The organism is Arthrobacter sp. HMSC08H08, from assembly GCF_001807575.1.
In the GTDB taxonomy this organism is placed as follows: Bacteria; Actinomycetota; Actinomycetes; order Actinomycetales; family Micrococcaceae; genus Pseudoglutamicibacter; species Pseudoglutamicibacter albus.
Map to the genome: position 1 here is coordinate 44,146 of NZ_KV789403.1, position 21,533 is coordinate 65,678.

Below are 21,533 nucleotides of genomic sequence, written 5' to 3' on the forward strand. Positions count from 1 at the left end.
GCCGTGGCAAAGGGGTTGAAGGGCTAGTTGTCGAGGTCGAAGTCGAAGTCTGTTGGGATGGACGGCATCTCCGGCATGGATGGCATCTCCGGCAGACCGCTGCCCGGACCATCAGAAGAGCCGAACGGGTCGCTCGACGGAGCGCTAGTGTTGCCGCCGAACGGATTCGAATCTCCGCCCGAGTTGCCGCCAGTGTCTCCACCGGAGTTGCCACCCGAGTTACCGAACGGATCTTCCGTGAAGAAATCATCCCCGCCGTGACCAGGGTTGTCTCCGCCACCACCTGGAGCAGGGTTGTCACCGCCCCCTGAACCTGGATTATTCGGGTTCGGGTTGTTCGGGTCATCCGTGATCGTCACGGTTTCAGAAACACCTGGGGCCGGCTTGTTGCCGCCGCTGTTGCTTCTAGCGCCCCACGGGCCCCACACGAACATGTACACGAGCCCCGCGGCAACCAGCACAACAAGAAGACCAATGAGCCACCACAGCCACGTGAGGCTCTTCTTCTTGCCGTTATCCCTCTCATCACCTGACCCGCCGTAATAGCCTGGGCCGCCATAACCCGGCCCGCCGTAGCTCGGGCCACCCTGCCCTGGACCGTTCTGTCCGTAGCCGGCGGCACCGTAGTAGCCCTGCTGGACGTACTGGCCCTGCTGTGCGTACTGGCCTGGCTGGCCATAGCCATCCTGGCCATATCCGCCTTGGCCATAGGCCTGCTGATACTGGCCCTGTTGGCCATAGCCGCTCTGCCCATAACCCTGCTGGTACTGGTTCTGCTGACCGTAGGGTTGCTGACTGTGCGCTTCGACGTTGTCTTCGTACGGGGTCGAAGGGAACACGGTGGTCGCATCGCCCTGCATCGGCAGCGCCTGCGTCCGGTCGATATTGTTCTGCGGCAGTGCCTGCGTCTGATCGAAACCGTTCTGCGGCAGTGCCTGCGTTTGGTCGGCACCGTTTTCAGGCGTCGGCGGCGGTGGGAGGTGTCCGCCCTGCGGCTGGTTCGCGTTATTGACGGATGCGTTGTCTTCTGGTGGCGTGTTCTCGCGTGGCGTCACGTCGTCAGTTCCTTTTGGTGTGACTAGGCTCTCAGGCTATTTCTAGTTGAAGTTTAGACCACGGAGTTTTCATTGCCTAGTTTTCTATAAATAGGCACACACATGAGGAAATACGGGAAACATGCGGTTAACAAAATCAGGAGCGGCGGCTATGTAGCGCGTCGCGTAGACCTTCGGAGAACAGGTTGAGGCCGAGCACGCTGATCGCGATCGCGAGCCCCGGCCACACGAGTGTCATGGGCGCTACTTCGATGAACACTTGGTGTTCGTACAGCATGCGGCCCCAGGACGGTTCGGGGGCAGGCGTGCCGAGCCCGAGGTAGCTGAGTGCGGATTCAGCGAGGATCGCGATGGAGAAGGTCACCGCGATCTCAACCAGCAGTAGTCCTGCAAGGTTGGGGAGCACGTGCCGCCACGCGATGCTGAACCAGTTCCTGCCCGCCGAACGCGCAGCAGTAATGTATTCCTCTCGCAGAATACGCGCGGTGACGGCGCGCACCATCCTCACGAATCCCGGAATCGCGCCAATGCCGATCGCCACTGCGGCCACCATCGGGGAGGCCCCGAAAACAGCCGAGAACACGATCGCCAACAGTAGCGACGGGAACGCCTGGATCACATCGGATGAGCGAGTCACCGCCCCCTGGACCCAGCCGCGGCGGATCGCCGCCCACATCCCGAGCGGGGTTCCGACCAGCAACGCGATCAACGCCGCGACCACACCCACAGACAAAGCGACTTGCGCCCCGCCCAGGATGATCGAGAACACGTCGCGTCCAAAACGGTCAGTACCCATGAGGTGTTCGAGGCTGGAGCCTTGCAGCCGCGCGCTCGCGTCTGCGGCGACCGGGTCGTATGGGGCACCGATGAGCCAGGACCACAGCGCAAGCAACACGACCATCGCAATCAGGATGCTACCGGCCCACAGTGTCACGGGGAGTCTGCGCATCATGCCACCGCCTTGACGCGAAGCCGCGGATCCACGGCCACTAAGAGCGCATCGACGAGCGCGTTGATCACCACGGTCACGGTCACCAGCAGCATCACGATGGCTTGGATGGTCACCATATCGCGGTGTTCAACGCTGGTGATCAGTTGCGCACCGAGGCCGGGGATGTCGAAGACCCGCTCGATCACGACGGCGCCAACAACGGCCGCTGCAAGTTGCAGTCCCGCTACCGTCAGCACCGGGATGGCTGCGTTGCGTAGGCCGTGGCGGCGAATGGCCGCGGATTTACTCAGCCCACGGGCGCGGGCGGAGCGGATGTAGTCTTTGCGCAACACGGTGGCCATCGAGGTGCGCACGTAGCGGGTCAGGACCGCGGTCTGCACAAGCGAGAGCGCGATGACCGGCAACACGAGGTGGGACAGGAACGTGCCGAAGCCTTCGTTGGGGGCCACCCAGCCGGAGGCCGGCAGCCAGCCGAGACTGACCGAGAACAGCATCACGAGCAGCAGGCCCGCGAGGAACGCGGGCACCGCCATGAAGCCCTGGGTCATGAGCGAGATGAGCACCGCGTCGAACTTTCCGGCGCGGCGGGCCGACCACACGCCGAATAGCACGGCGGCAAGCAGGCTGAGTGCCACCGAAGGGACCACGAGCCACATTGTGACGGCGAAACGGTCGGCGATGATGGGGGTCATGTTTTGGCCTGTGATCGCGGATTCCCCGGCGTTGCCGGTGAGGAAGGAGCCGATCCAGTCGAGGTATTGGACAGCCAGCGGCCGGTCGAGCCCGTACTCGGCGCGCAGTGCCGCGACGTCTTCGGGTGAGGCCTGCATCCCGAGCGCGACCTGTGCGGGGTCGCCTGGCATGACCCTCAACAAGACGAAGAGGATCATGGAGGCAACGAGCAGCGTTGTGATCATCCGCAACGCTAGCTGGCTGAGGCTGCGAATCACCGGCCGCCCTCACACATGTCTGGCTTGCGCATTAGCGGTGGCGGACCTTGGTGAGATCGAGTGCGGTGGTTGGCGTGTTCTTTGGCATGCCTTCGATGTCTTCAGCCATGACGGTGATGCCGGCCATGAGGAAGAGCGTGTTGGCGGCGGCGTCTTCGACGAAGGCTTTGCGCACGAGTTTCTTCATATCGCGCACGTATTCTTTATCGTCGCCAGCGTCCGCGGAGGCGCGTAGCTCCGCGATACGGGAATCGTCGTAGCCGAAGTAGTAGTCCCCGCGAACCAGGTTCAACAGGTCTTTAGGTTCGACGTGGGCGATCACTGAGAGCGTGTAGTTGCCTTTGGTGTAGGTCTTATCGAGCCACACGGCCGGGAACTCTTGTTGTTCGATTTTGGCGTTGAGGCCGATCTTTTTCAGGTCAGAGACGATGACCTGCGCGGAAGCGGTCGCATACGGCAGCGATGGCGTTGCGATGGTCACAGTTTCACCCTTGATGCCGGCTTCCTCGACGAGTTTGGCGGCTTTATCTGGATCGTAGGGGTATTCGCCGCTGAGGTCTTCGAAGTACGGGTCGGTTGGGACCACGGGTGCGCCGAGCAGGTCGCCGTAGCCGCCCCACGCGGATTCGATGACGGCTTTACGGTCGATGCCGTACATGATCGCTTTGCGTGCGGCCAGCTTGTTGAAGGGCGGTTTCTTGTTGTTCATCGCGAGCATGACTTTGCCGGTTGTGGTGCCGCGTTGAACCGTGAATTTGGGGTTCTTTTCGTAGCTTGGAATGAGTTCCGGGGCTTGGAAGGCCGGGATCGCGTCCACGGAGCCGGTTTTGAGTGCGTTGGCTGCCGTGGTTGCGTCTGCGAAATAGCGGAGCGTGATTTTCTTGGATGCCGGTTTCTCACCCCAATAGTCATCGCGTGCTTCGAGGGTCAGGGTGCGGCCGTTGTCCCATTTGGTGACGGTGAACGGGCCGGTGCCCACGGGTTCGGTTGCGAGTTTGTCGACCGCGTCGGGCGCGAATTGCGCACCGATGAGGGTGGCCATGTCCCACAGCCATGCTTGGGACGGCTGCTTGAGGGTTACTTTGAGGGTTTTCTTGTCGATGGCCTCAACTTTTTTAACGACGTCCATGCCGGCTTTGAGGCCGTTCTTCCACGCTTTGCTTTTGACGCGTTCGATCGAGAACTTGGCGGTTTCGGCGTTGAATTCCGTGCCGTTGGAGAACCTCACGCCTTCGCGCAAGTGGAACGTGTATTCGGTGCGGTCTTTGGAGATGTCCCAGGATTCGGCGAGCAGTGGTTCCAGTTCGCCTTCTTGGTTGACGGTCACGAGCCCTTCATACACGTTGGTCATGAGCGCTTGCGGGATGGCAGCGCCCGATGTGGTGGTGAAGTCGAGGTTCGCTGGTGCGGCTGTGAGGCCGACGGTGACCGCGTCCTTATTCCCGCCCTCGCTCTTGCTGCCGCCGGCGCCGCACGCGGTGAGCGTGAGCGTTGCTGCAGCGATGACGGCAGTGATGCGCGCGAGCACGCCGATACGGCGGCCGGTCTGGGTGCGGGCGTGCACCCGGGTGTGCCGGGCTCGGTTGTGCTGCTGAGCTTGCTTGTGTTGCTGGGCTCGGGCGTCTTTGACTCGCTGGAGCAGTGCGGGGCGTCTGATGGCTGTGGCCTTTCAGTGTGGTCCGTGACGCGGCGGGCGCGGGCGCCGGTGTTGTGCCTATTGGCGCGAGCGCGCGTTCACGGGATGCTTGCGCTCAATGCAGAGCAAGCATTGTGCTGAGCGGAACATTACGATGCGCGGGGCATTCAAGTGCACAATAGCCTACCGGAAAGCGGTTCATAGCCTGCTGTTGGCTGTGTTTTTTACGTGGCCGTTTAAAGCCTGCGTGGGGAAGGCCAGGCCTTCCCCACGCGGGCTGTTGATGTGAACTGTAGATACAGCTTCATCGGAACTGTTATGAAGCTAGTGCTGTGTTGTAGCTATTTCCGTAGGCCGCGCCACCACGTATCTGATTTCTTGGTGACGGATCCGGTTTCTTCGCTTTCGAGGCCGTATGCCTCACCGATTTCTTCGATGAACGCTTCACGCCGCAGTTTCTCGTTGCGCCGCACGTTATCGCCGAGGTATTTCCAGGTAGCGATCGCTAGTAGCACCATGACGAACGAGAACGGTAGCGCCACGGAGATCGAGGCGGCCTGGAGCGCTTCGAGTCCGCCCGCCATCAGCAGGGCTGCTGCGAGCACGGAGGTTGCGACTGCGAAGAACGCACGGATCCAGGAACGCGGTTCGGTGTCGCCGCCGGTTGCGAGCATCGACATCACGAGCGAACCGGAGTCCGAGGATGTGATGAAGAAGATCGCGGAGAGCAACATTGCGCCCACAATCAACATTGCGGAGCCTGGGATTTGCGCGAGCATCTGGAACAGTGCCGCGTTCGAATCGACGGCCCCGTCTGGGCCGATGATCGATTCGTAGCCTGGGGTCTTGTGAATTTCGCGGTAGATCGCATTACCGCCCAGGATCGCAAACCACAGGAAGGTGATGGTCGCTGGGACACCCATGACGCCGAGGATGAACTCGCGGACGGTGCGGCCGCGGGAGATGCGTGCGATGAAGACACCCACGAATGGTGACCAGGCGATCCACCAGCCCCAGTAGAACGTGGACCAGCCGGCCTGCCATGCTTCACCGGAGTCGCCCTGGAAGGCGGAGGTGTTCATGGAGAGGCCGAGGTAGTTCTGCAGGTAGTAGCCGATGGACTGGACGAACTCTTTGAGCAGGAACTGGGTTGGCCCGACAATCAGCAAGAACAGAAGCAGCCCGCCGGCGAGCACAAGGTTGGTGTTCGACAGCCATTTCATGCCCTTGGAAACACCGGTGAGTACGGACCAGAGGACGCAGGCGGTGACCACGGCGATCAGGACGTATTTGATCCACGGGTTGGATTCATCGACCCACCCCATGTGGGCCATACCTGCGGTGATCTGGTTGACACCCAAACCGAGGGAAGTGGAGACACCGAAGACGGTACCGACGAGTGCGATGACGTCGATGACGTTACCGAACGCACCCTTGACGCGCTTTTCGCCGAAGAGCGGCTCCAGACCCCAACGTACGGACAGTGGGCGGCCGCGGCGGTGGATCGCTAGCGCGAGCGAGAGGCCCACGATGACGTAGATGGCCCACGGCTGGAAGCCCCAGTGAAGGAACGTGGTTGCCATCGCGGATTGCGCTCGGTTCGCGGTGGTGGTTGCTACTTCCCCGCCGTGTTCGGTGGAGTCGCTGATGACGCCGGAGACGTCTTCGCCTGGGCGTGGTTCAACGAAGTGGGACATCGGTTCGGTGACGCCGAAGAAGACGAGGCCGATACCCATGCCTGCTGCGAAGAGGAGTGCGAACCAGGACATGAGCGAGAACTCAGGTTCATCGCCCGGCCTACCTAGTTTGATGTCGCCTTTCTTGGACAATCCCAACGCCACGCAGAACACCACGAAAACGAAAGCTAGGAGCACGTACCACCAACCGAAGTTGGATGTAATCCACGATGTGATGGATTGGAACGCTACTTCCATGAGCTTTGGCTTGATCATGGTGATGACCGACAAGCCGACCACGATCACAGCAGTGGGCCAGAAAACCCATTTGACGAGTGATGCCTGACCTGGGCGTACGTGCGCTTCAGTATCAGTTGTTGCTGTTTTTGCCATAGAGGCATTATGGCAGATGGATTATGACACTCGCGTGATTACAGTGACGCTAGGGCATCAACTTGGTCATGCGGAGGCTTTATCGTGCGTGCTTAATCGACTCAGGCTTTACCGGCTAATAGTTGCACCTTTCTGTATACGTGGAAAAATAGGCCACGCCTCTACCTCATTTACGGAGCCCATAAGGAGCCCGCGTGTCGCATCAGCCCCCTACCCCATCGGAAGCTCATCAGGAAGCCGCTCAGGAATCTAGCGAGAACGCTGCCGGAAGCACCCCTGCCGCTGCCACTAACAGTGCGCCGGCGTGGCGTACGTATCTGTTCCCCGGCATCGTGATTGTGGCGGCGATTATCGCTGTGGTGTTGGTGGTGGTCCTGCGCGGAGGTTCCGGCGGCGCGAACGGCAACAGCGGTAGTGGCGCGCCGGATTATGCGGCGGAAGACGCGGCGGTCGATGAGCAGCGCAAGCACCAGGGCGAGCGCAGCAGCGAGGAGGAGGCTCAGCTGGAGCTGATCAAGTCGCTGCCGGAACGCAACCCTGAGGACACGTTGGCGGTGGGTGAGCCGGACGCGCCGGTGCAGATGATCATGTATTCCGATTTCCAGTGCGGTTTCTGTGCGTTGTGGACCACTAAGACGTTACCGGTTCTGATGGAGAAATATGTTGAGCCGGGCAAGCTGCGTATTGAATTCCGTGAGGCGAACGTATTCGGCGAGGAGTCGGTTAAGGCGGCGCGTGCCGCGGCTGCCGCTGGCGAGCAAGGTAAGTTCCTCGAGTTCCAGAAGGCGCTGTATCCGGGTGGGGAGCCGATGAAGAGCTTCCCAGAAGAGAAAATGGTGGAGATCGCTGAGGATCTGGGGCTTGACGTTAAGAAGTTCAAGGCTGACTTGGGGTCGAAGCAGATCGCGGAGCTGGTGGCACAGCATCAGCAGCGTGCCGCACAACTTGGTGTGACCTCAACCCCGATGTTCATTGTTGGAACCCGCCCCGTGAGCGGCGCGCAGCCGACGGAACAGTTTGAGGCGTTCATCGAGGAGCAGTTGAAAATCGAGGAGCAGCTGAAGCAGCAGGAGTCTGAGTAGCCCGGCCGGCTGCGAAGGCCTGCCGGCAGTGAAGGTTTGCTCGCTGTGAGGTTTGCTTGCTGTGTGGTTCGCTGAGTGTGAGGGCATAGGGGACGCATGGATATTGGCGTAGTTGCCGCGTTCATTGGTGGGACTCTGGCGTTGTTGAGCCCGTGTTCGGCGTTGTTGTTGCCAGCGTATTTCGGGACGGTCGCGGGGTCAGGTGCGCGGCTGGTGGTGCATTCGCTCGTGTTTTTTGTGGGCATGGTCGCGGTGCTGGTCCCGCTGGGGCTTGGTGTGGGTGCGCTGGCGCAGCTGTTTAATGCGTACCGCACGCCGATGATCATTGTGGCGGCCATCGTGCTGATTGTTTTGGGTGTGCTGCAGATTTTCGGGCTGGGGTTCGATGTTGCGCGTTGGATCCCGGGCTCTGATGCGGTGCATGAGCGGACGTCGATGGCCACGGGGCTCATCAAGAGCCTGTTGCTGGGGTTGACTTCGGGACTGGCTGGGGCGTGTGCAGGCCCTATTCTGGGTTCGGTCCTAACACTTGCTGCGACCTCGGGTAGTGCGTGGATGTCCGGGTTCATGATGGCCGTGTATGGCGCGGGCATGGTGGTTCCGTTGTTTGTGATCGCGCTTTTGTGGCAGCGGCTCGGTGCCCGTGGCCGTGGCGTGTTGCGGGGCCGCACGTTCACGGTTGCCGGGCGTGAGTTCCATGTGGTGTCTGTGATCACGGGTGTTTTGATGATCGCCGTGGGTGTTCTTTTCTGGACGACGAATGGTTTGGTGACCGCGCCTCAGCTGGTTCCGTTGGAGACTCAGATGTGGCTCCAAACCCAGGCTGCCGCGCTGTCCGATGTGTGGATCGACATCATCGTGATCGTTGCGGTTGCGCTGTTGTTGCTGTGGTGGTGGTTCGCGCGTGAACGCAACCGCGAGCAAGCCCGCGGAAAAGCGCGGGACGAGCAGTAAGTGACGCGGGGCTCGCGGCCTCATGCATCAGCTGCCCGAATGCATCAACTGTTTAAATGCGAAACAGCCCCGGCGCGGCGGGTCATTCGCCGCTTCGGGGCTGTTTATCTCCAAGGCGCATCCGCCTAGGTCAGCGGCAGCCTCACAGCCGAACATCTGTGCGCCACCTGTGAACCAATCTATGCGAACGAGCAACCTTTATCCACTGCTTGAAGGAAACGTTATTGCATCGTTACGCATCGCTTAGGGACTGCACATCAGCCCATGACACCTGTGTCATTTTCACCAGTTGCGCCTCCCTCGCTAGGCGCACCCGCCTCGCCAGCCGCCGCAGCCTTCCCACCTTTGCCGGACATCGCAGCATGAACGCCGGCGACTACCGCGACCACAACGGACCCTAGAATCAAGCCGAGCACTGCGGAGAAGAACGTGTTGGTGAGCCAGCCGAGCACGGCGCCCGCACCACCGGTTGCTGCGGCGACCGCGGTTTCAGCGTGGTGCACCCACTCATAGATGGGGTGGAAACCGAGGTCATGCATCCCGACTAACAAGATGTGCCCACCGACCCACAGCATCGCGACCACACCCACAACCGAAAGCACCTTCATGACCACCGGCATCGCTTTGACGATGCCGGTCCCAAGCTTCTCGGTCGCGGGCTTCCGGGCCAGAGCAAGGCCAACATCGTCCATTTTCACGATCAACGCGACCACGCCATACACGCCCACCGTGATGACCAGCGCCACCACGATCAGCGAGATGAGGCGCATCCAGAAACCCATTCCATCCACCGCGGACAGCGAGATCACCATGATCTCAGCGGACAAGATCAGGTCAGTTCGTACCGCTCCACGCACGATCTGCTTCTCCTCCGCGGCGCCTTGGAAGGACGCCGGCGGCTTTTCCGCCTCCGAATGCCCCCGGATGACTTCCCATATTTTCTCCGCGCCCTCAAAACACAGGAAGAGCCCACCCACCATGAGTAGCGGGGTCAACAGCCAGGGGGTGAACTGGCTCATCAGCATGATGAGCGGCAGGATGATCACGAGCTTATTAATGATGGAGCCGCGCGCGATCTTCCACACCACTGGCAGTTCACGCTGCGGCGTGATCCCCTGGACATAACGCGGAGTCACGGCGGCATCGTCCACGACGACCCCGGCGGCCTTCGCGGTTGCCTTGCCGGTTGCGGCGGCAACATCGTCCAACGATGCGGCAGCGGCGCGCGCTATCGCGGCAATATCGTCAAGCAAAGCGGCAAGCCCACCGGCCATGGCATTCTCCTTGGGGCTGATCAGCGGATGCCGCGAACGCAGCAACCGCGAAAGCTAATGATGAGATCAAGACTATTGCACCAGCAAGGCTGGCTACCCACGCGGCACTGCACTCTGCTGGATAACGATGCGGCACCGCACGGACCCGAGTGAACTTCTGCACTGGCTCGGCTAAACTTCCGTACAGGCCAGAGTGAACTCACGCACGGTGCGATGCGTCTCACACCCGTTGCTTTGGACGAACCCACACATGTAGGCTCTTTTACAGATGTAAGATATACCGTGGTTGAGTACAAGTGGTTCTGTACGAACGGTTCTCTACATAAGGTTATTGACAACGAGATTGGTGGAGGGGCTCGTGACTATCAACGCCGTGCAGTGTGCACAAGCCGCGCACAGTGAACAGACAGCGCCACAGACCGCGCAGTCTGAACAAACCGACGCGACCGACGCTAAGGCATCGGATGGTGTTGACCCGCGCATCATGCGTTCGCGTGACACCCTGATCACCGCGATGACCGAGCTGTTGCGGGAACAACCGATCGATAAGATCACTGCGTCCATGGTTGCACGTGAAGCACACACATCGCGGCCCACGCTGTATCAGCATTTTGGTGACCTGACCGGGCTCACCGTGGCAGCCGCCGTCCACAACCTCGAGCAGCTGCTGTTCACTGCTTGGGAGCAGGACGGTCCCGTCGCCGGGAACCACAGAGGCGGAAGCACTAGGCGTAGTACGGACGCGATCCGTAACCTACTGAACCATCTGCAAGAAGATAGGGATTTCTTCCTCAACGTCACCCAGGGGCCAAGTAGTTATCGGGTGGTGCAGGCGATCGCTCACGCGTTGGCGCGGCAACTGTGGAATGCGTTCGCGTACGAGGAAGGGCTGGACACGGGGAACAACCCGTTCGCGACTCCCGCCCCGCTTGAGGAACACCACACTGATTCCAACGAGCCAAGTTTGGCGCAACAGCTGCAGTTCGTCTCCGACGGGGTCGCTGGCGCGGCGATCGGTTGGCTCACCGGAACCCGCGACGAGACCGTGGAACGGCTAGCCACAACCCTTCAAGACCTCGCACAACGAGTGCTATGGCCTCAACACCGGCCCGGGCACGCTACCAGCATTCAGACTTCCTAGATTTAAGAGCTCACACTTATGGCTTCAAACACACCGTCACAGCAACAGCATCCGGCGGAAGAATCACCGCAGCCGGGCGGCTTCAAGGGTTTCCTGAAGAAGTACGGCCGGCTCGCGGTGTCTTTGGTTGCGGTGGGCTGTATCCCGTTGATTTATGCGACGATGCTGATCCTCTCCAACTTGGATCCGACGGGCAACCTCAACCATATTCCGGCGTTGATCGTGAATGAGGATTCCGCGGCGGAGGTCAAGGGCAAGACCATCAATGTGGGTGATGAGCTCACCAAGAAGCTGATGGAGAGTGATTCGGACAAGAACCTGAACTGGGACACCGCCACCGCGGCGGAGGCGAAGAACGCGTTGGATCATGGTCGGGCGCTCGCGGTGTTGACCATCCCGGAGGGGTTCACGGATCATCTGGCGCATGCGGCGAAGGCTTCTCAGAAGGAAGCCTCGATTGAGGATGCAGCCTCGGCGCACATCACGATCCAGACCAACGATTCGACTAACTACATCATGGGTCAGATCGCTTCCTCGGTTGAGAACAAGCTGACCACGGAGCTGCGTTCCCAGTTCGCTAAGGAATACCTGGAGAACGTGTATGTGAGCCTCACGGACATCAACGGTTCTCTCAATGAGGCCGCGGATGGTTCCGGTAAGGTCACCGATGGTGCCTCCACAGCGCACGATGCCTCAGGCGAGTTGAGCTCGGGGCTGTTGCAGCTGGCCGATGGTACGCGTAGTTTGCGTGGTGCCTCGGGCGAGCTGAACTCTGGTGCGGGCAGGCTCTCGAGCGGCGCGAGCGAGCTCGCCGGTGGCTTGGGTGAGTTGAGCTCCAAGACGGCATCACTGCCTGGTGCGGCGAAGGCACTGGATACAGGTGCCGGCAAGCTTGCCAAGGGTGCCGGTGATGCTAACGATGCGATCCAGAAGTTGTCTGCAGGTTCGAAGCAGTTGAGCTCAGGCACGGGTGAGCTCAACAGCAAGATCACTCAACTGAATCAGGGCGCGCAGACCCTGACTGGCGCGAATGATCAGCTGCTGGGTGCCTTGGAGAAGGCTCAGAAAGATTTCGAGGCGCTGACCCCGGACGTCACGATCAACCTGGACCCGGCCGCACAGCGGATTGAAGGTTTCCTCACGGATCTGAATGGCTCCCCGGAGTTCCAGCAGTTTCTGAAGGAGAACCCTCAGTTCGCACAGCGTCTTGCGACCGCACAGAAGGACACCGCTGATATTCGCGCGGGAATCAATTCGGTGCGGCAAGCCGCCCAAAGCGCGGGTTTGTCTGGTGGCTCGAAACCGTTGGTTCCGGGTGATCTACTGCAGAAGCTGCGTGAGGGTAACGCCGCTATCAAGAGCGGCGCGAATGAGCTGAACACCGCAACGAGCCAGTTGAATACGGGGGCGACTAAGCTCTCGGACGGTTTGGGCCAGTTGGCGGCTAAGTCCCCTGAGCTCGCCAAGGGTGCTCAGCAGCTCAAGGAAGGCACGCATCAGTTGGCTCAGCAGGCACCAGAGTTGGTGGCTGGTATCGGCAAACTGAATGCGGGTGCGGGCGAGTTGTCGAATGGCGCTAACAAGCTGTGGGATGGCACGAACCAGTTGCAAGCGGGCGCCGGCAAGCTCGATGATGGCGCGCAGAAAGCCCACGATGGCTCCAACCAGCTCAACAGCGGCTTGGGCGATCTTGTGGATGGCTCCGGCGAGCTCACCGCTGGTTTGAAGGATGGCGCGGATAAGGTTCCGGCGTTCACTAAGGATGAGAAGAAGAAGCTGTCCGAGGTGAACTCAGCACCTGTGACCGGCGAGTTGGAGCGCATCAACCAGATGGCGAATAACGGTACGGGTTTGAGCCCTTACTTCATGTCGCTCGCGTTGTGGATTGGCGGTATCGCGTTCTTCATGCTGCTCGCGCCGATCCCTGAGCGTTTGGTGCGTAAATACCGCGGCAAGTGGTATTCGTTCATTCAGATGGCCTTCGCCTCCTATAGCCGGGCGGCGATCATGGCGATCGTTCAAGCGGCGATCATCACCATCATCGTGCAGTTCATTTTCGGTCTTGAAGTGGCGCACCCGTTCCTGTTGTGGGGGCTGGTGACGCTGGGTTCGCTCGCGTTCCTCGCGGTGAACCAGGGCCTTGTGAGCCTGCTGGGGGCACCGGGGCGGTTCCTTTCGCTGATCCTGATTGTGTTGCAGATCGCCTCGGCGGGCGGTACGTATCCGTGGCAGACGATGCCGGGGATTCTGCGCGATATTCACCCGCACTTGCCGATGACGTACACGGTTGAGGCGTTCCGTTCCCTGATTGGTGGCGGCGTGATCCTCAGTACGTCCGTGGCGGCGAGCATCCTGATGGGGTGGCTGATCGCCGGGTTCCTGATGCTGGTGCTCGCGTGCTTCCTGGTGACGCGCGTTGAGGTAGTGCGTGACTGGGCGACGCTCGCGCCTGGGCTTCCGGGTGGAGGTAAGTCCTCTGCGATTGAGGGAATGAAGGAAGAGCACGCCGAGATCAAGGCCGAGGCTGCTGAGCGGCGCGCTCGGGCGATCGAGCGGCAGAAGCTGCGGTTGGCACGGAAGAAGGCGAAGCGGAAGGTGCGCGAGAAGAAGAAAGCGCAAGCCGCCCAAGCGAAAGCCGAAGCCGAGGCGAAAGCAAAGGCTGAGGCGGAAGCCGACGTCGACGCGTAGGCCGCGTTAGCGGCGGCTCGATGTTGGCCGGCACCTCGGTGTTTGCCGGCGCCTCGGTGTTTGCCGGCGCCTCGGTGTTGGCCGGGGCCTCGGGGTTGCTGACCTAAGATGGAGAAGATTGAGAGCGAAAGTATAGCCAGGGAACGCTGGCTACAAAGCTGATCGTCATTCTCATGTTTCAGGAGCAACCATGGACGTCAACATTTACTGCGACGAGAGCACGCATCTTGAAAATGATCAGATGCCGTACCTAGTTCTTGGTGCAGTTTCTTGCCCTCAGGCAAAAACTCCTGAAGTGCTTTCACGACTCCATGAGATACGGAAGAAGCATGGGTTATCCCATGAATTCGAAACGAAGTGGACCAAGGTATCGCCATCGAAGATTGACTATTATTTGGATCTCATTGACTACTTTTTCGATGATGATGACCTGTCCTTCCGCGCGATCGTCGCTGACAAAAAGGGCCTAGCTCATGGGAGGTTCAGCCAGGACCACGACACTTGGTACTACAAGATGTTGTTCCTCCTTTTTAAGCCGCTAATCCCCGGTGGGCTTGGGACGGTCAACATCTATTTGGACAAGAAGGACACCCGAAGCGGCGAAAAGGTTCGGGAGCTCCATAACGTTATTGCTAATTCGAACTATGACTTCAACAAAAAGAAGGTTCGGCGGGTTCAGATTTTGGAGTCCCACCATGTGGGCCTTCTGCAACTCGCAGACCTGTTAATCGGCGCAGTTAACTATGCCAACCGAGGTTTGACCTCGAGTTCCGCGAAATTGCAGTTAGTCGAACGAATTCGTTCAAGATCTCAAAAGACTCTCACCGAGAAGACGCTCCCCTCGGAGAAGAAAGTCAATATTTTCCAGTGGACGCCTCAAGAGGTCCAATGATGATAGAACTGTCCCCCGGAGCTCCTTGCCCGCCTGAGCTCGATCAGGAAACTTATCTAGCGTCCTTGTTGAAGCAACTCACTGACGATCTTGTAGGATCCGATCTTCGTTGGCCCAAAGGCAACCTTCGTCTAAGTTTTCGCCATCACCCTTTGGTGAATGACTTACCGAAGTGGTTTTGGCACATTATCTCCGAAGGACCTCAGCAGACTCCTGAAGAGAACCGGAAAGTGGACACTACACGTTGCCAGAGGCTGCATTGGATTCGACCAATAGTCGAGGAGTTTTGTTCGGCATACCCCTCGTTAGAAAAGGTGCACTGGTGGATTAGCTCTCGGTCCATACCAAGGACGAACCGTTATCTAATTTCCTTGCCTGATTACTCCTACGTCGTTGTCTTCGACCAAAAACCTAGTTACGTCCTACTTGTAACTGCCTACCCGGTGACGCAGAAACATCGGAGGAAGAAACTGGAGAAAGAGTGCCGTGAATACTGGCAAAAGCAAAGGCCGCCCGAGAAACGGACGGCCTCAGATACTCCGTCTACACATGGCAGATGAGCTATACACAATTCTAACAGCCATATCTTCCACTGTCTCCCCCTCCTTGCGCACTTCTCAGTAAAACAAAACGGTAACCGAAGCCTCCGCTCTACGCGTTACTAAACAGACACGGCACCTCCTGTTTAGGATGTTGTGGGGAGTTTTCGTATCGACTTTCGGAGGACGTTTCGTGGCTAAGCCGACGTTAACCATCGTGATTGCTAGCACCCGGCCGGGCCGTGCAGGCCTGCCTATTGGGCAGTGGTTTGAGAAGGTTGCCCGTGAGCATGGCGGGTTCGAGGTTCAGGTGGCTGACCTCGCGGAGATCAACTTGCCGTTGATGGATGAACCGAAGCATCCACGGCTGCGGGATTATCAGCATGAGCACACCAAGAAGTGGTCGGAGCTCGTGGATGGTTCGGATGCGTTCGTGTTTGTGCTGCCGGAATACAACTTTGGCTTCCCGGCGTCGATCAAGAACGCACTGGATTATTTGTGGGCCGAGTGGAACTATAAGCCGCTCGGATTCGTCAGCTACGGCGGTGCATCGGGTGGTATGCGTGCGGTGCAGGCACTGAAGCCGATCGCGTCCACGCTCAAGCTGCACCCAATCACGGAGCAGGTCGCGTTGCATGGTTTCGCGAAGCACCTCGAGGACGGCGAGTTCGTTGCCACCGAGGATCATGAGGCCGCCGCGAAGGCGATGCTTGAAGAGCTACAGCGGGTTGAAGGCGCGATGCGCCCCCTGCGTTCGTAACTGCGGTTTCAGTTGCATCCGTAAGGGCCGCTGACAAGCGTGATGCCGCCGGGCACTGGCATGTCCAGTGCCCGGCGGCATCGTTGCGTTTAGGGGTGTTTTACAGCCGGAGCTGTCGTTTAGGAGGGCCGGCCCGGCTGCCCTACTTCCAGAAGATCTTGACTTCGATCTCCGACTTTCCGCCCTGTTTGACTTCGATTTCGTATTCGTAACCGACGTGGTCCGGTACGTCGACGACGACGTCTGTCTCACCGGACTGGACGCGCACCTTGTTCTGGCGTTCAAGCGCATCGGCGAGGTCGCGCAGGCGGGCGGCGGCCTGTTCACGGCTCATGGACTCTTCAGATTCGTGTTCAAAAAGTTTCTCGCTCATGAACCCATTGAAACACTCGCAGGGAAACACAGGGTGACGCTGGACTAACAACCGGCGTTGCGCAAGCAGACCGGGGGGCGCGTTGCATTTCGTCATGTTCGTCGTCCCGCCCTCCCACAGCGCATACGCTCTTTCTCAACGTCCGCGGCATACCAGTTTGCAGCTACGGAAAGGGGTCCTCTTCGCCGGGCGTTAACGCGATGCCGCGCGGCGTTGAAAGTGTGTAAAAGCGAACACTCAACGAGCCCTTAGGGGGAATGATGAAAAATGGGGTTCTAACCCTCAAGCGGAAGCGTCAAAAGCAAGCAGAACCAGAAGAAGATGGCTTGCAGACAACGCAAACACAATCCGCACAAACGGAAACACAAACACGGACAGAAACCACACAACTAAAGACCAACCAAATACAGACCAGCCAAATACAGACCAGACGGAAGAGGCGCGGGCCGCTTGAAGCGGCGGTCCAGTTCTTCTCGAATCTGATGGATCGATATTTACCGGATCCGTTTGTTATAGCAATATTCTTGACGGTCGCAACGATGGCTTTAGCGGTCATAGTTCGCGGCACCAGCCCACTCAAGGTTGTCGATTACTGGGGCGCAGGTTTATGGGACCTGTTGGCCTTCTCAATGCAGATGACTTTGGTGCTGTTGTCGGGTTATGTGCTCGCGAAGACACCACCGGTGGATCGCTTCCTGGATAGCTTGGCTTCTAAGATTTATTCGCCGCGCGTCGCTATCGTCACGGCAACTCTGGTTGCTGGCGTTGGTTCTTGGCTGAATTGGGGCTTCGGCCTGGTGATGGGCGGCATCGTTGCGCAAAAGCTCGCGATGAACGTTAAGGGCTTGCATTATCCGCTCGCTATTGCCGCGGGCTATTCGGGTTTTGCTGTTTTTGGTTTTGGGATTTCGGCTCCAGTCCCGCTGCTGTTGGCTACGCCCGGCAGCTTTATGGAGAAACAAGTGGGTGTCATCCCGTTGTCGGAGACGGTTTTCACCCCGCAGATGTTGCTGACAACGTTGGTGACGCTCATCATCTTGCCGCTGTTCAACATGCTGTTGCATCCCACGGACCCGTCGAAGGTGCGTGAGATTGACCGGGCCGCTTACGGCACGGTAGTGGCGAAGCCTGCGCAGGATGATGCCCCAACTATTGCTAGCCGGTTGAATGATTCCCGGGTTGTTGGGATTGGTTTCGGGTTGATCGCGATGGTGTTCGCGGCCCGCTACTGCCTCAAGGGTGGAGCGTTGAACCTGGACATGGTGAACTTCATGCTGTTGTTCCTCGCTGTCCTGTTGTTCACGCGCCCATCGGCTTTCCTCACGGCCGTGAATGATGGCGTCAAGATCGTTACTGGCCTCATCGTCCAGTATCCGTTCTATGCGGGCATCATGGCTATTTTGAGCGCGACTGGTTTGGCGGTCGCTGTCGCGGATGCGTTCGGTGCGTTCGCGACCGCGGAGTCCTTGCCGTTCTGGTCATTCATTTCCGCTGGTTTCTTGAACATCTTCATGCCTTCGGGCGGCGGCCAGTTCGCCGTGCAAGGACCGGTGATGGCGGAAGCCGCGACCGCGCTGGGCGCGGACCAGGCGGCCACAGCGATGGCTATTCAGATTGGTGACCAGTGGACCAACATGATCCAGCCGTTCTGGATTCTGCCCGCGCTCGCGATCTCCGGGCTGAAGCTCCGCGATGTGATGGGCTACCTTGTGCTGATCCTCGTGGTGCTCGGAATTATCTACACGATTTCCGTTCTGGTGTGGGGCTTCCTCCTCGCCTAAGCCACAGCCACGAGGCTGTCTGAACAGCCGAGCGGGGGTTGTCGCGATGAGTCGCGACACCCCCCGCTCATGTCTCCGCCCCTAGAACGGTTGCTTGCCGGTGATGTGGGCTGCGGCTTTCTCGCCGATCATCACGGATGGCGCGTTGGTGTTGCCAGAGGTCACGACTGGCATGATGCTTGCGTCGGCAACGCGCAAGCCGTCAACGCCATAGACGCGGAAGGTCTCCGGGTCCACGACGGCGTCCTCGCCCGCCCCCATCGCGCAGGTTCCAACCTGGTGGTGGTAGGTGGTGCTGGTTGCGCGAATGTACTCTTCAAGATCGGTGTCAGAATCCGTGACCTCAGGCCCCGGATACAGCTCGGTGGCGCCCCACTCTTCGGTCAGTTGTGGCTGCGACGCGATCTCGCGGCATTGGCGGAGCGAGAACTTCATCGCCTCCAGGTCGTCAGGGTGCTCGTAAGCGGAGAGGTCGATCTCCAACGGGTCCTTGACGCCTGGGCCGGTGAGCTTGATGGAGCCGCGGGACTTCGGCCGCACAATCCCCGCCAACAGTGAGAAGCCGGCGTCGGGGCCGGTCATCGAGAACGCCGCGTGACGCGTGTACATAGGCACGCTAAAGAAGATCGGCTGGGTGTCCACCACTGGCTGGTCAGGCGAGGACTTCGCAAAGAAGTGCACCTGGGCGGCCGCCTCAACCACTGGCGGCAGCTCTTTTTCGGTAGTGCACACCACCGGAGAAAGCAGGTGGTCGTGCAGGTTCTGGCCGACGCCCGGAAGGTCGTGCACCACATCGACCCCGGCCTCTTTCAAGTGGTCGGCCGGGCCGATACCCGAACGCATCAGTACGACCGGGGAACCCAACGCGCCCGCGGCGAGCACCGTCTCCCCCGCAACAAGATCTACCGTCTCTTCAGCGCCGTCGCGGTTCACGATAACCCGCGCACCGGTCACCTTCTTGCCGTCCAGGGTCAGGGTCTCGACTTCTGCGTTGGTGATGAGTTGCAGGTTTGGGTTGTCGGCCTCGGGCTTGAGGTAGGCGCGCCACGTGTTGAAGCGCTTCTTGTCGCGGATGTTCAGCTGCATCCATGCAACGCCGTCTTCCTCACCGGAGTTGTAGTCCGGGTTCTCTGGCATGCCGGCGGCGACGGCCGCGTCATACATGGCCTGTTGGATGGGGTGGCGAGAGTAGTCGGTACGGACGTCGAGCGGGCCGTCGTGTCCGCGGGTTTCCGGGTCGCCTTCGGGATAGTTTTCGATGGCTTTGAAGTATGGGAGGACGTCGTCCCAACCCCAGCCAGCGCAGTCGTGTTCGGTGGCCCAGCCGTCGAAGTCTTCTTTAGCACCGCGAACCCAGATGGTTGCGTTGAGTGCGTGGGATCCGCCGAGGACCTTGCCGCGCGGGATCTGGATCTGCTGGTTGGCGGCGTTGGCTTGTGGGGTGGTAGCGAAGTCCCAGTCGTGTGGCCCACTCCAGAGCAGGCCAAGGCGGGAGACGTCGTCGATGTCCGGGTTGGCGTCCTGACCGCCAGCTTCTACGACGGTGACGGTGTGCCCGGCGTCGAGGAGGCGGCGGGCGATGACGGAGCCTGCTGAGCCTGCGCCGATGACGAGGCAATCCGTTGCGCGATAGGTGCTCGTTTCAGTGTTGTGTTCTGACATGGATGTCTCCTGCGAAGTAAGCCATGGCTACGGCAGTTGCACCGTTCGGTACTCCAACTTCGGTACACCAACCGAAAACCCTGTGACCTATGTCACTTTACAGAAGTGATCGCACCTGGCACTGAAGAGCCCTTTACGCCTCGGTTTTGTTTCGCTTTCGTGACGGGGGTTGCGTCAGCTCGGCCCCCTATCACCCACCAGAACCTTCCCATGTACCCGCCGAAGAATCGTGTGATTTCGCGGTCAAACAGGCATGAGGCACTCAGCCCTGGGCGTCATAGGTTTTTAATCAAGATTCATATGCACAAACAATTAGACAGTTCTTGCATAAATCGCTTAGAACTTGAAGCAGACGCATATAAATGGAGGTTCTATGGCTACGCACCGCAACACAGAAAACAACCGCTGGGTGGCGAAGCCTGAAGGCTCCACCTGGGGTGACTTCGGACCCGACGATGTGCTTGGACGCCTGAATCTGCTCACCCCTGAGAAGGTCCGGGAGGGCTTCGCCGAAGTCCGGGACCACCGCACCTTTTCGCTGAGCCTTCCGCTCACCCTGCCTGGCGGCACCGTGTTGAACCCGAACCGTTTGCCGCCGGTACACCGGCCTAATCTGCGCAACGGTTTGGTCAACGCGAATTGCCAAATCAGCCAGGTGCATGAGGGCGCAACCGACGTGCTCAACGATGACCTCGTGGTCCTGCACAACCAGTACTCAACTCAGTGGGATTCCCTGGCTCACGCGGGGTCTATGTTCGATGCAGACGGTGACGGCGTCCCGGAACCCGTCTATTACAACGGCTACCGGGCCGGAACTGACGTCCACTCTCCGGAGCGTCCGGAAGACTGCAGCGTCACTGATCCGTCCACATCGACGGCCGATTTCGGGCCGCTCGGCATCCATTCGATGGCGCAGCACCCTATCCAGGGACGCGCGATTCTGATCGATGTGGAAAAGCATGCTGGCAGGGGCCGGAAACCCATCGGCTTTGATGACCTACAAAGGATCATCAAAGAAGACCAGCTGGATATCCGCCCGGGCGACATCATGGTGGTCCACACCGGGTTCGCGACGGAACTGATGGCGATGGGCGGCAAGCCTGACTCGCAGAAGCTCGAATCGCTGGGTGCTGGGCTCGATGGGCGGGATCAGCGGTTGCTGCAGTGGATCACTGATGTGGGCATCGCGGCGATCGCTGCGGATAACACTGCGGTTGAGTTGTATCCAGCGTTGCCGGTTGAGGGCCCTGCCGCGATCCTTCCACTCCACGAGCATTGCCTTTTCAAGCTCGGGGTTCCGCTCGGTGAGCTTTGGTACACCCAAGATCTCGCCCACGCCTTGCGTGAGGCTGGCCGGAGCGCGTTCCTGCTCACCGCCCCGCCGCTTCACCTTCCAGGCGCGGCAGGTTCTCCGCTCAACCCGATCGCCACGATCTAGCTTCCACACACTTCCACTCCCCTATTTGAGAAGGTTTGCTGATGTCCACTGCTACCCCTGAACGTGTCCTGATTACTGGCGGGGCCAACGGTATTGGTGCCGCGATCGCGAAGAAATGCCACGATGCTGGCTACGAAACAGTCATCCTGGATCGTGCCGGAGACGACGCTATCCATTGCGATCTTTCCGACCCGGAATCCACTCGCGCTGCCTTGGAGCAGGCGCTTGCCGACGGCCCGATCACCCGCTTGGTCAATAAGGCTCTGTTGCAAAGATTGGCGGCAGTC

Annotated in this window: 17 protein-coding genes; 9 read left to right on the plus strand and 8 right to left on the minus strand. The window is 59.6% G+C overall.

Annotated features, from left to right (window positions below; translation table 11 throughout):
* Positions 1 to 23: 23 nt before the first annotated feature.
* The 5 genes from HMPREF3175_RS08275 to HMPREF3175_RS08295 all read right to left on the minus strand — a co-directional run bounded on the left by HMPREF3175_RS08275 (position 24) and on the right by HMPREF3175_RS08295 (position 6,662).
* Positions 24 to 1,055: a hypothetical protein gene (locus HMPREF3175_RS08275; protein WP_070491826.1), complete on the minus strand. Its 1,032-nt coding sequence runs from the start codon at positions 1,053 to 1,055 to the stop codon at positions 24 to 26.
* A gap of 136 nt (positions 1,056 to 1,191) precedes the next feature.
* Positions 1,192 to 2,007, minus strand: a complete 816-nt coding sequence (locus HMPREF3175_RS08280; protein ID WP_218078908.1) for an ABC transporter permease — start codon at positions 2,005 to 2,007, stop codon at positions 1,192 to 1,194.
* Positions 2,004 to 2,957, minus strand: coding sequence for an ABC transporter permease (locus HMPREF3175_RS08285; RefSeq protein ID WP_070491829.1), 954 nt, complete (start codon positions 2,955 to 2,957; stop codon positions 2,004 to 2,006). Before HMPREF3175_RS08285 ends, HMPREF3175_RS08280 begins: the two co-directional genes overlap by 4 nt.
* A 31-nt stretch (positions 2,958 to 2,988) precedes the next feature.
* Positions 2,989 to 4,521: an ABC transporter substrate-binding protein gene (locus tag HMPREF3175_RS08290; protein WP_256174314.1), complete on the minus strand. Its 1,533-nt coding sequence runs from the start codon at positions 4,519 to 4,521 to the stop codon at positions 2,989 to 2,991.
* A 413-nt stretch (positions 4,522 to 4,934) separates the two neighbouring features.
* Positions 4,935 to 6,662, minus strand: coding sequence for a BCCT family transporter (locus HMPREF3175_RS08295; protein WP_070491831.1), 1,728 nt, complete (start codon positions 6,660 to 6,662; stop codon positions 4,935 to 4,937).
* 194 nt (positions 6,663 to 6,856) lie between these two features.
* Here HMPREF3175_RS08295 and HMPREF3175_RS08300 point away from each other — a divergent pair, with 194 nt between their 5' ends.
* Both HMPREF3175_RS08300 and HMPREF3175_RS08305 read left to right on the plus strand, forming a co-directional pair.
* Entirely contained in the window at positions 6,857 to 7,744 is an 888-nt protein-coding gene (locus tag HMPREF3175_RS08300; RefSeq protein ID WP_083289517.1) for a DsbA family protein, read from the plus strand.
* A gap of 96 nt (positions 7,745 to 7,840) precedes the next feature.
* The gene (locus tag HMPREF3175_RS08305; RefSeq protein ID WP_070491840.1) at positions 7,841 to 8,698 is read left to right on the plus strand and encodes a cytochrome c biogenesis CcdA family protein; all 858 of its coding nucleotides are present in this window, start codon (positions 7,841 to 7,843) and stop codon (positions 8,696 to 8,698) included.
* 257 nt (positions 8,699 to 8,955) lie between these two features.
* Here the strand turns inward: HMPREF3175_RS08305 and HMPREF3175_RS08310 are convergent, their stop codons facing one another.
* A complete protein-coding gene (locus HMPREF3175_RS08310; RefSeq protein ID WP_070491843.1) occupies positions 8,956 to 9,972 on the minus strand; it encodes a DUF808 domain-containing protein in 1,017 nt (338 codons plus the stop codon).
* Between the two features lie 358 nt (positions 9,973 to 10,330).
* Here HMPREF3175_RS08310 and HMPREF3175_RS08315 point away from each other — a divergent pair, with 358 nt between their 5' ends.
* From HMPREF3175_RS08315 to HMPREF3175_RS08330, 4 genes are all read left to right on the plus strand, one after another.
* Positions 10,331 to 11,113, plus strand: coding sequence for a TetR/AcrR family transcriptional regulator (locus tag HMPREF3175_RS08315; protein ID WP_035756469.1), 783 nt, complete (start codon positions 10,331 to 10,333; stop codon positions 11,111 to 11,113).
* A gap of 18 nt (positions 11,114 to 11,131) precedes the next feature.
* On the plus strand, positions 11,132 to 13,801 hold the full coding sequence (locus HMPREF3175_RS08320; protein ID WP_070491847.1) for a YhgE/Pip domain-containing protein: 2,670 nt from the start codon (positions 11,132 to 11,134) through the stop codon (positions 13,799 to 13,801).
* Between the two features lie 190 nt (positions 13,802 to 13,991).
* Positions 13,992 to 14,693: a DUF3800 domain-containing protein gene (locus HMPREF3175_RS08325; RefSeq protein ID WP_035756473.1), complete on the plus strand. Its 702-nt coding sequence runs from the start codon at positions 13,992 to 13,994 to the stop codon at positions 14,691 to 14,693.
* Between the two features lie 732 nt (positions 14,694 to 15,425).
* A complete protein-coding gene (locus HMPREF3175_RS08330) occupies positions 15,426 to 15,992 on the plus strand; it encodes an NADPH-dependent FMN reductase (RefSeq protein ID WP_035756474.1) in 567 nt (188 codons plus the stop codon).
* A gap of 142 nt (positions 15,993 to 16,134) precedes the next feature.
* Here HMPREF3175_RS08330 and HMPREF3175_RS08335 read toward each other — a convergent pair whose 3' ends face one another.
* Positions 16,135 to 16,365, minus strand: coding sequence for an amphi-Trp domain-containing protein (locus HMPREF3175_RS08335; protein WP_070491850.1), 231 nt, complete (start codon positions 16,363 to 16,365; stop codon positions 16,135 to 16,137).
* 260 nt (positions 16,366 to 16,625) lie between these two features.
* Here HMPREF3175_RS08335 and HMPREF3175_RS08340 point away from each other — a divergent pair, with 260 nt between their 5' ends.
* Positions 16,626 to 18,146 carry a short-chain fatty acid transporter gene (locus HMPREF3175_RS08340; RefSeq protein WP_083289520.1) on the plus strand — a complete coding sequence of 507 codons (1,521 nt, stop codon included), beginning with the start codon at positions 16,626 to 16,628 and terminating at the stop codon, positions 18,144 to 18,146.
* Between the two features lie 81 nt (positions 18,147 to 18,227).
* Here HMPREF3175_RS08340 and HMPREF3175_RS08345 read toward each other — a convergent pair whose 3' ends face one another.
* On the minus strand, positions 18,228 to 19,808 hold the full coding sequence (locus tag HMPREF3175_RS08345; RefSeq protein ID WP_070491853.1) for a GMC family oxidoreductase: 1,581 nt from the start codon (positions 19,806 to 19,808) through the stop codon (positions 18,228 to 18,230).
* Positions 19,809 to 20,181: 373 nt separating this feature from the next.
* On the opposite strand from HMPREF3175_RS08345, the gene HMPREF3175_RS08350 reads away from it, so the two are divergent.
* Positions 20,182 to 21,246: a cyclase family protein gene (locus HMPREF3175_RS08350; protein WP_070491856.1), complete on the plus strand. Its 1,065-nt coding sequence runs from the start codon at positions 20,182 to 20,184 to the stop codon at positions 21,244 to 21,246.
* 41 nt (positions 21,247 to 21,287) lie between these two features.
* A partial coding sequence (locus HMPREF3175_RS08355; RefSeq protein ID WP_141742509.1) for an SDR family NAD(P)-dependent oxidoreductase occupies positions 21,288 to 21,533 on the plus strand: 246 nt, incomplete at its 3' end.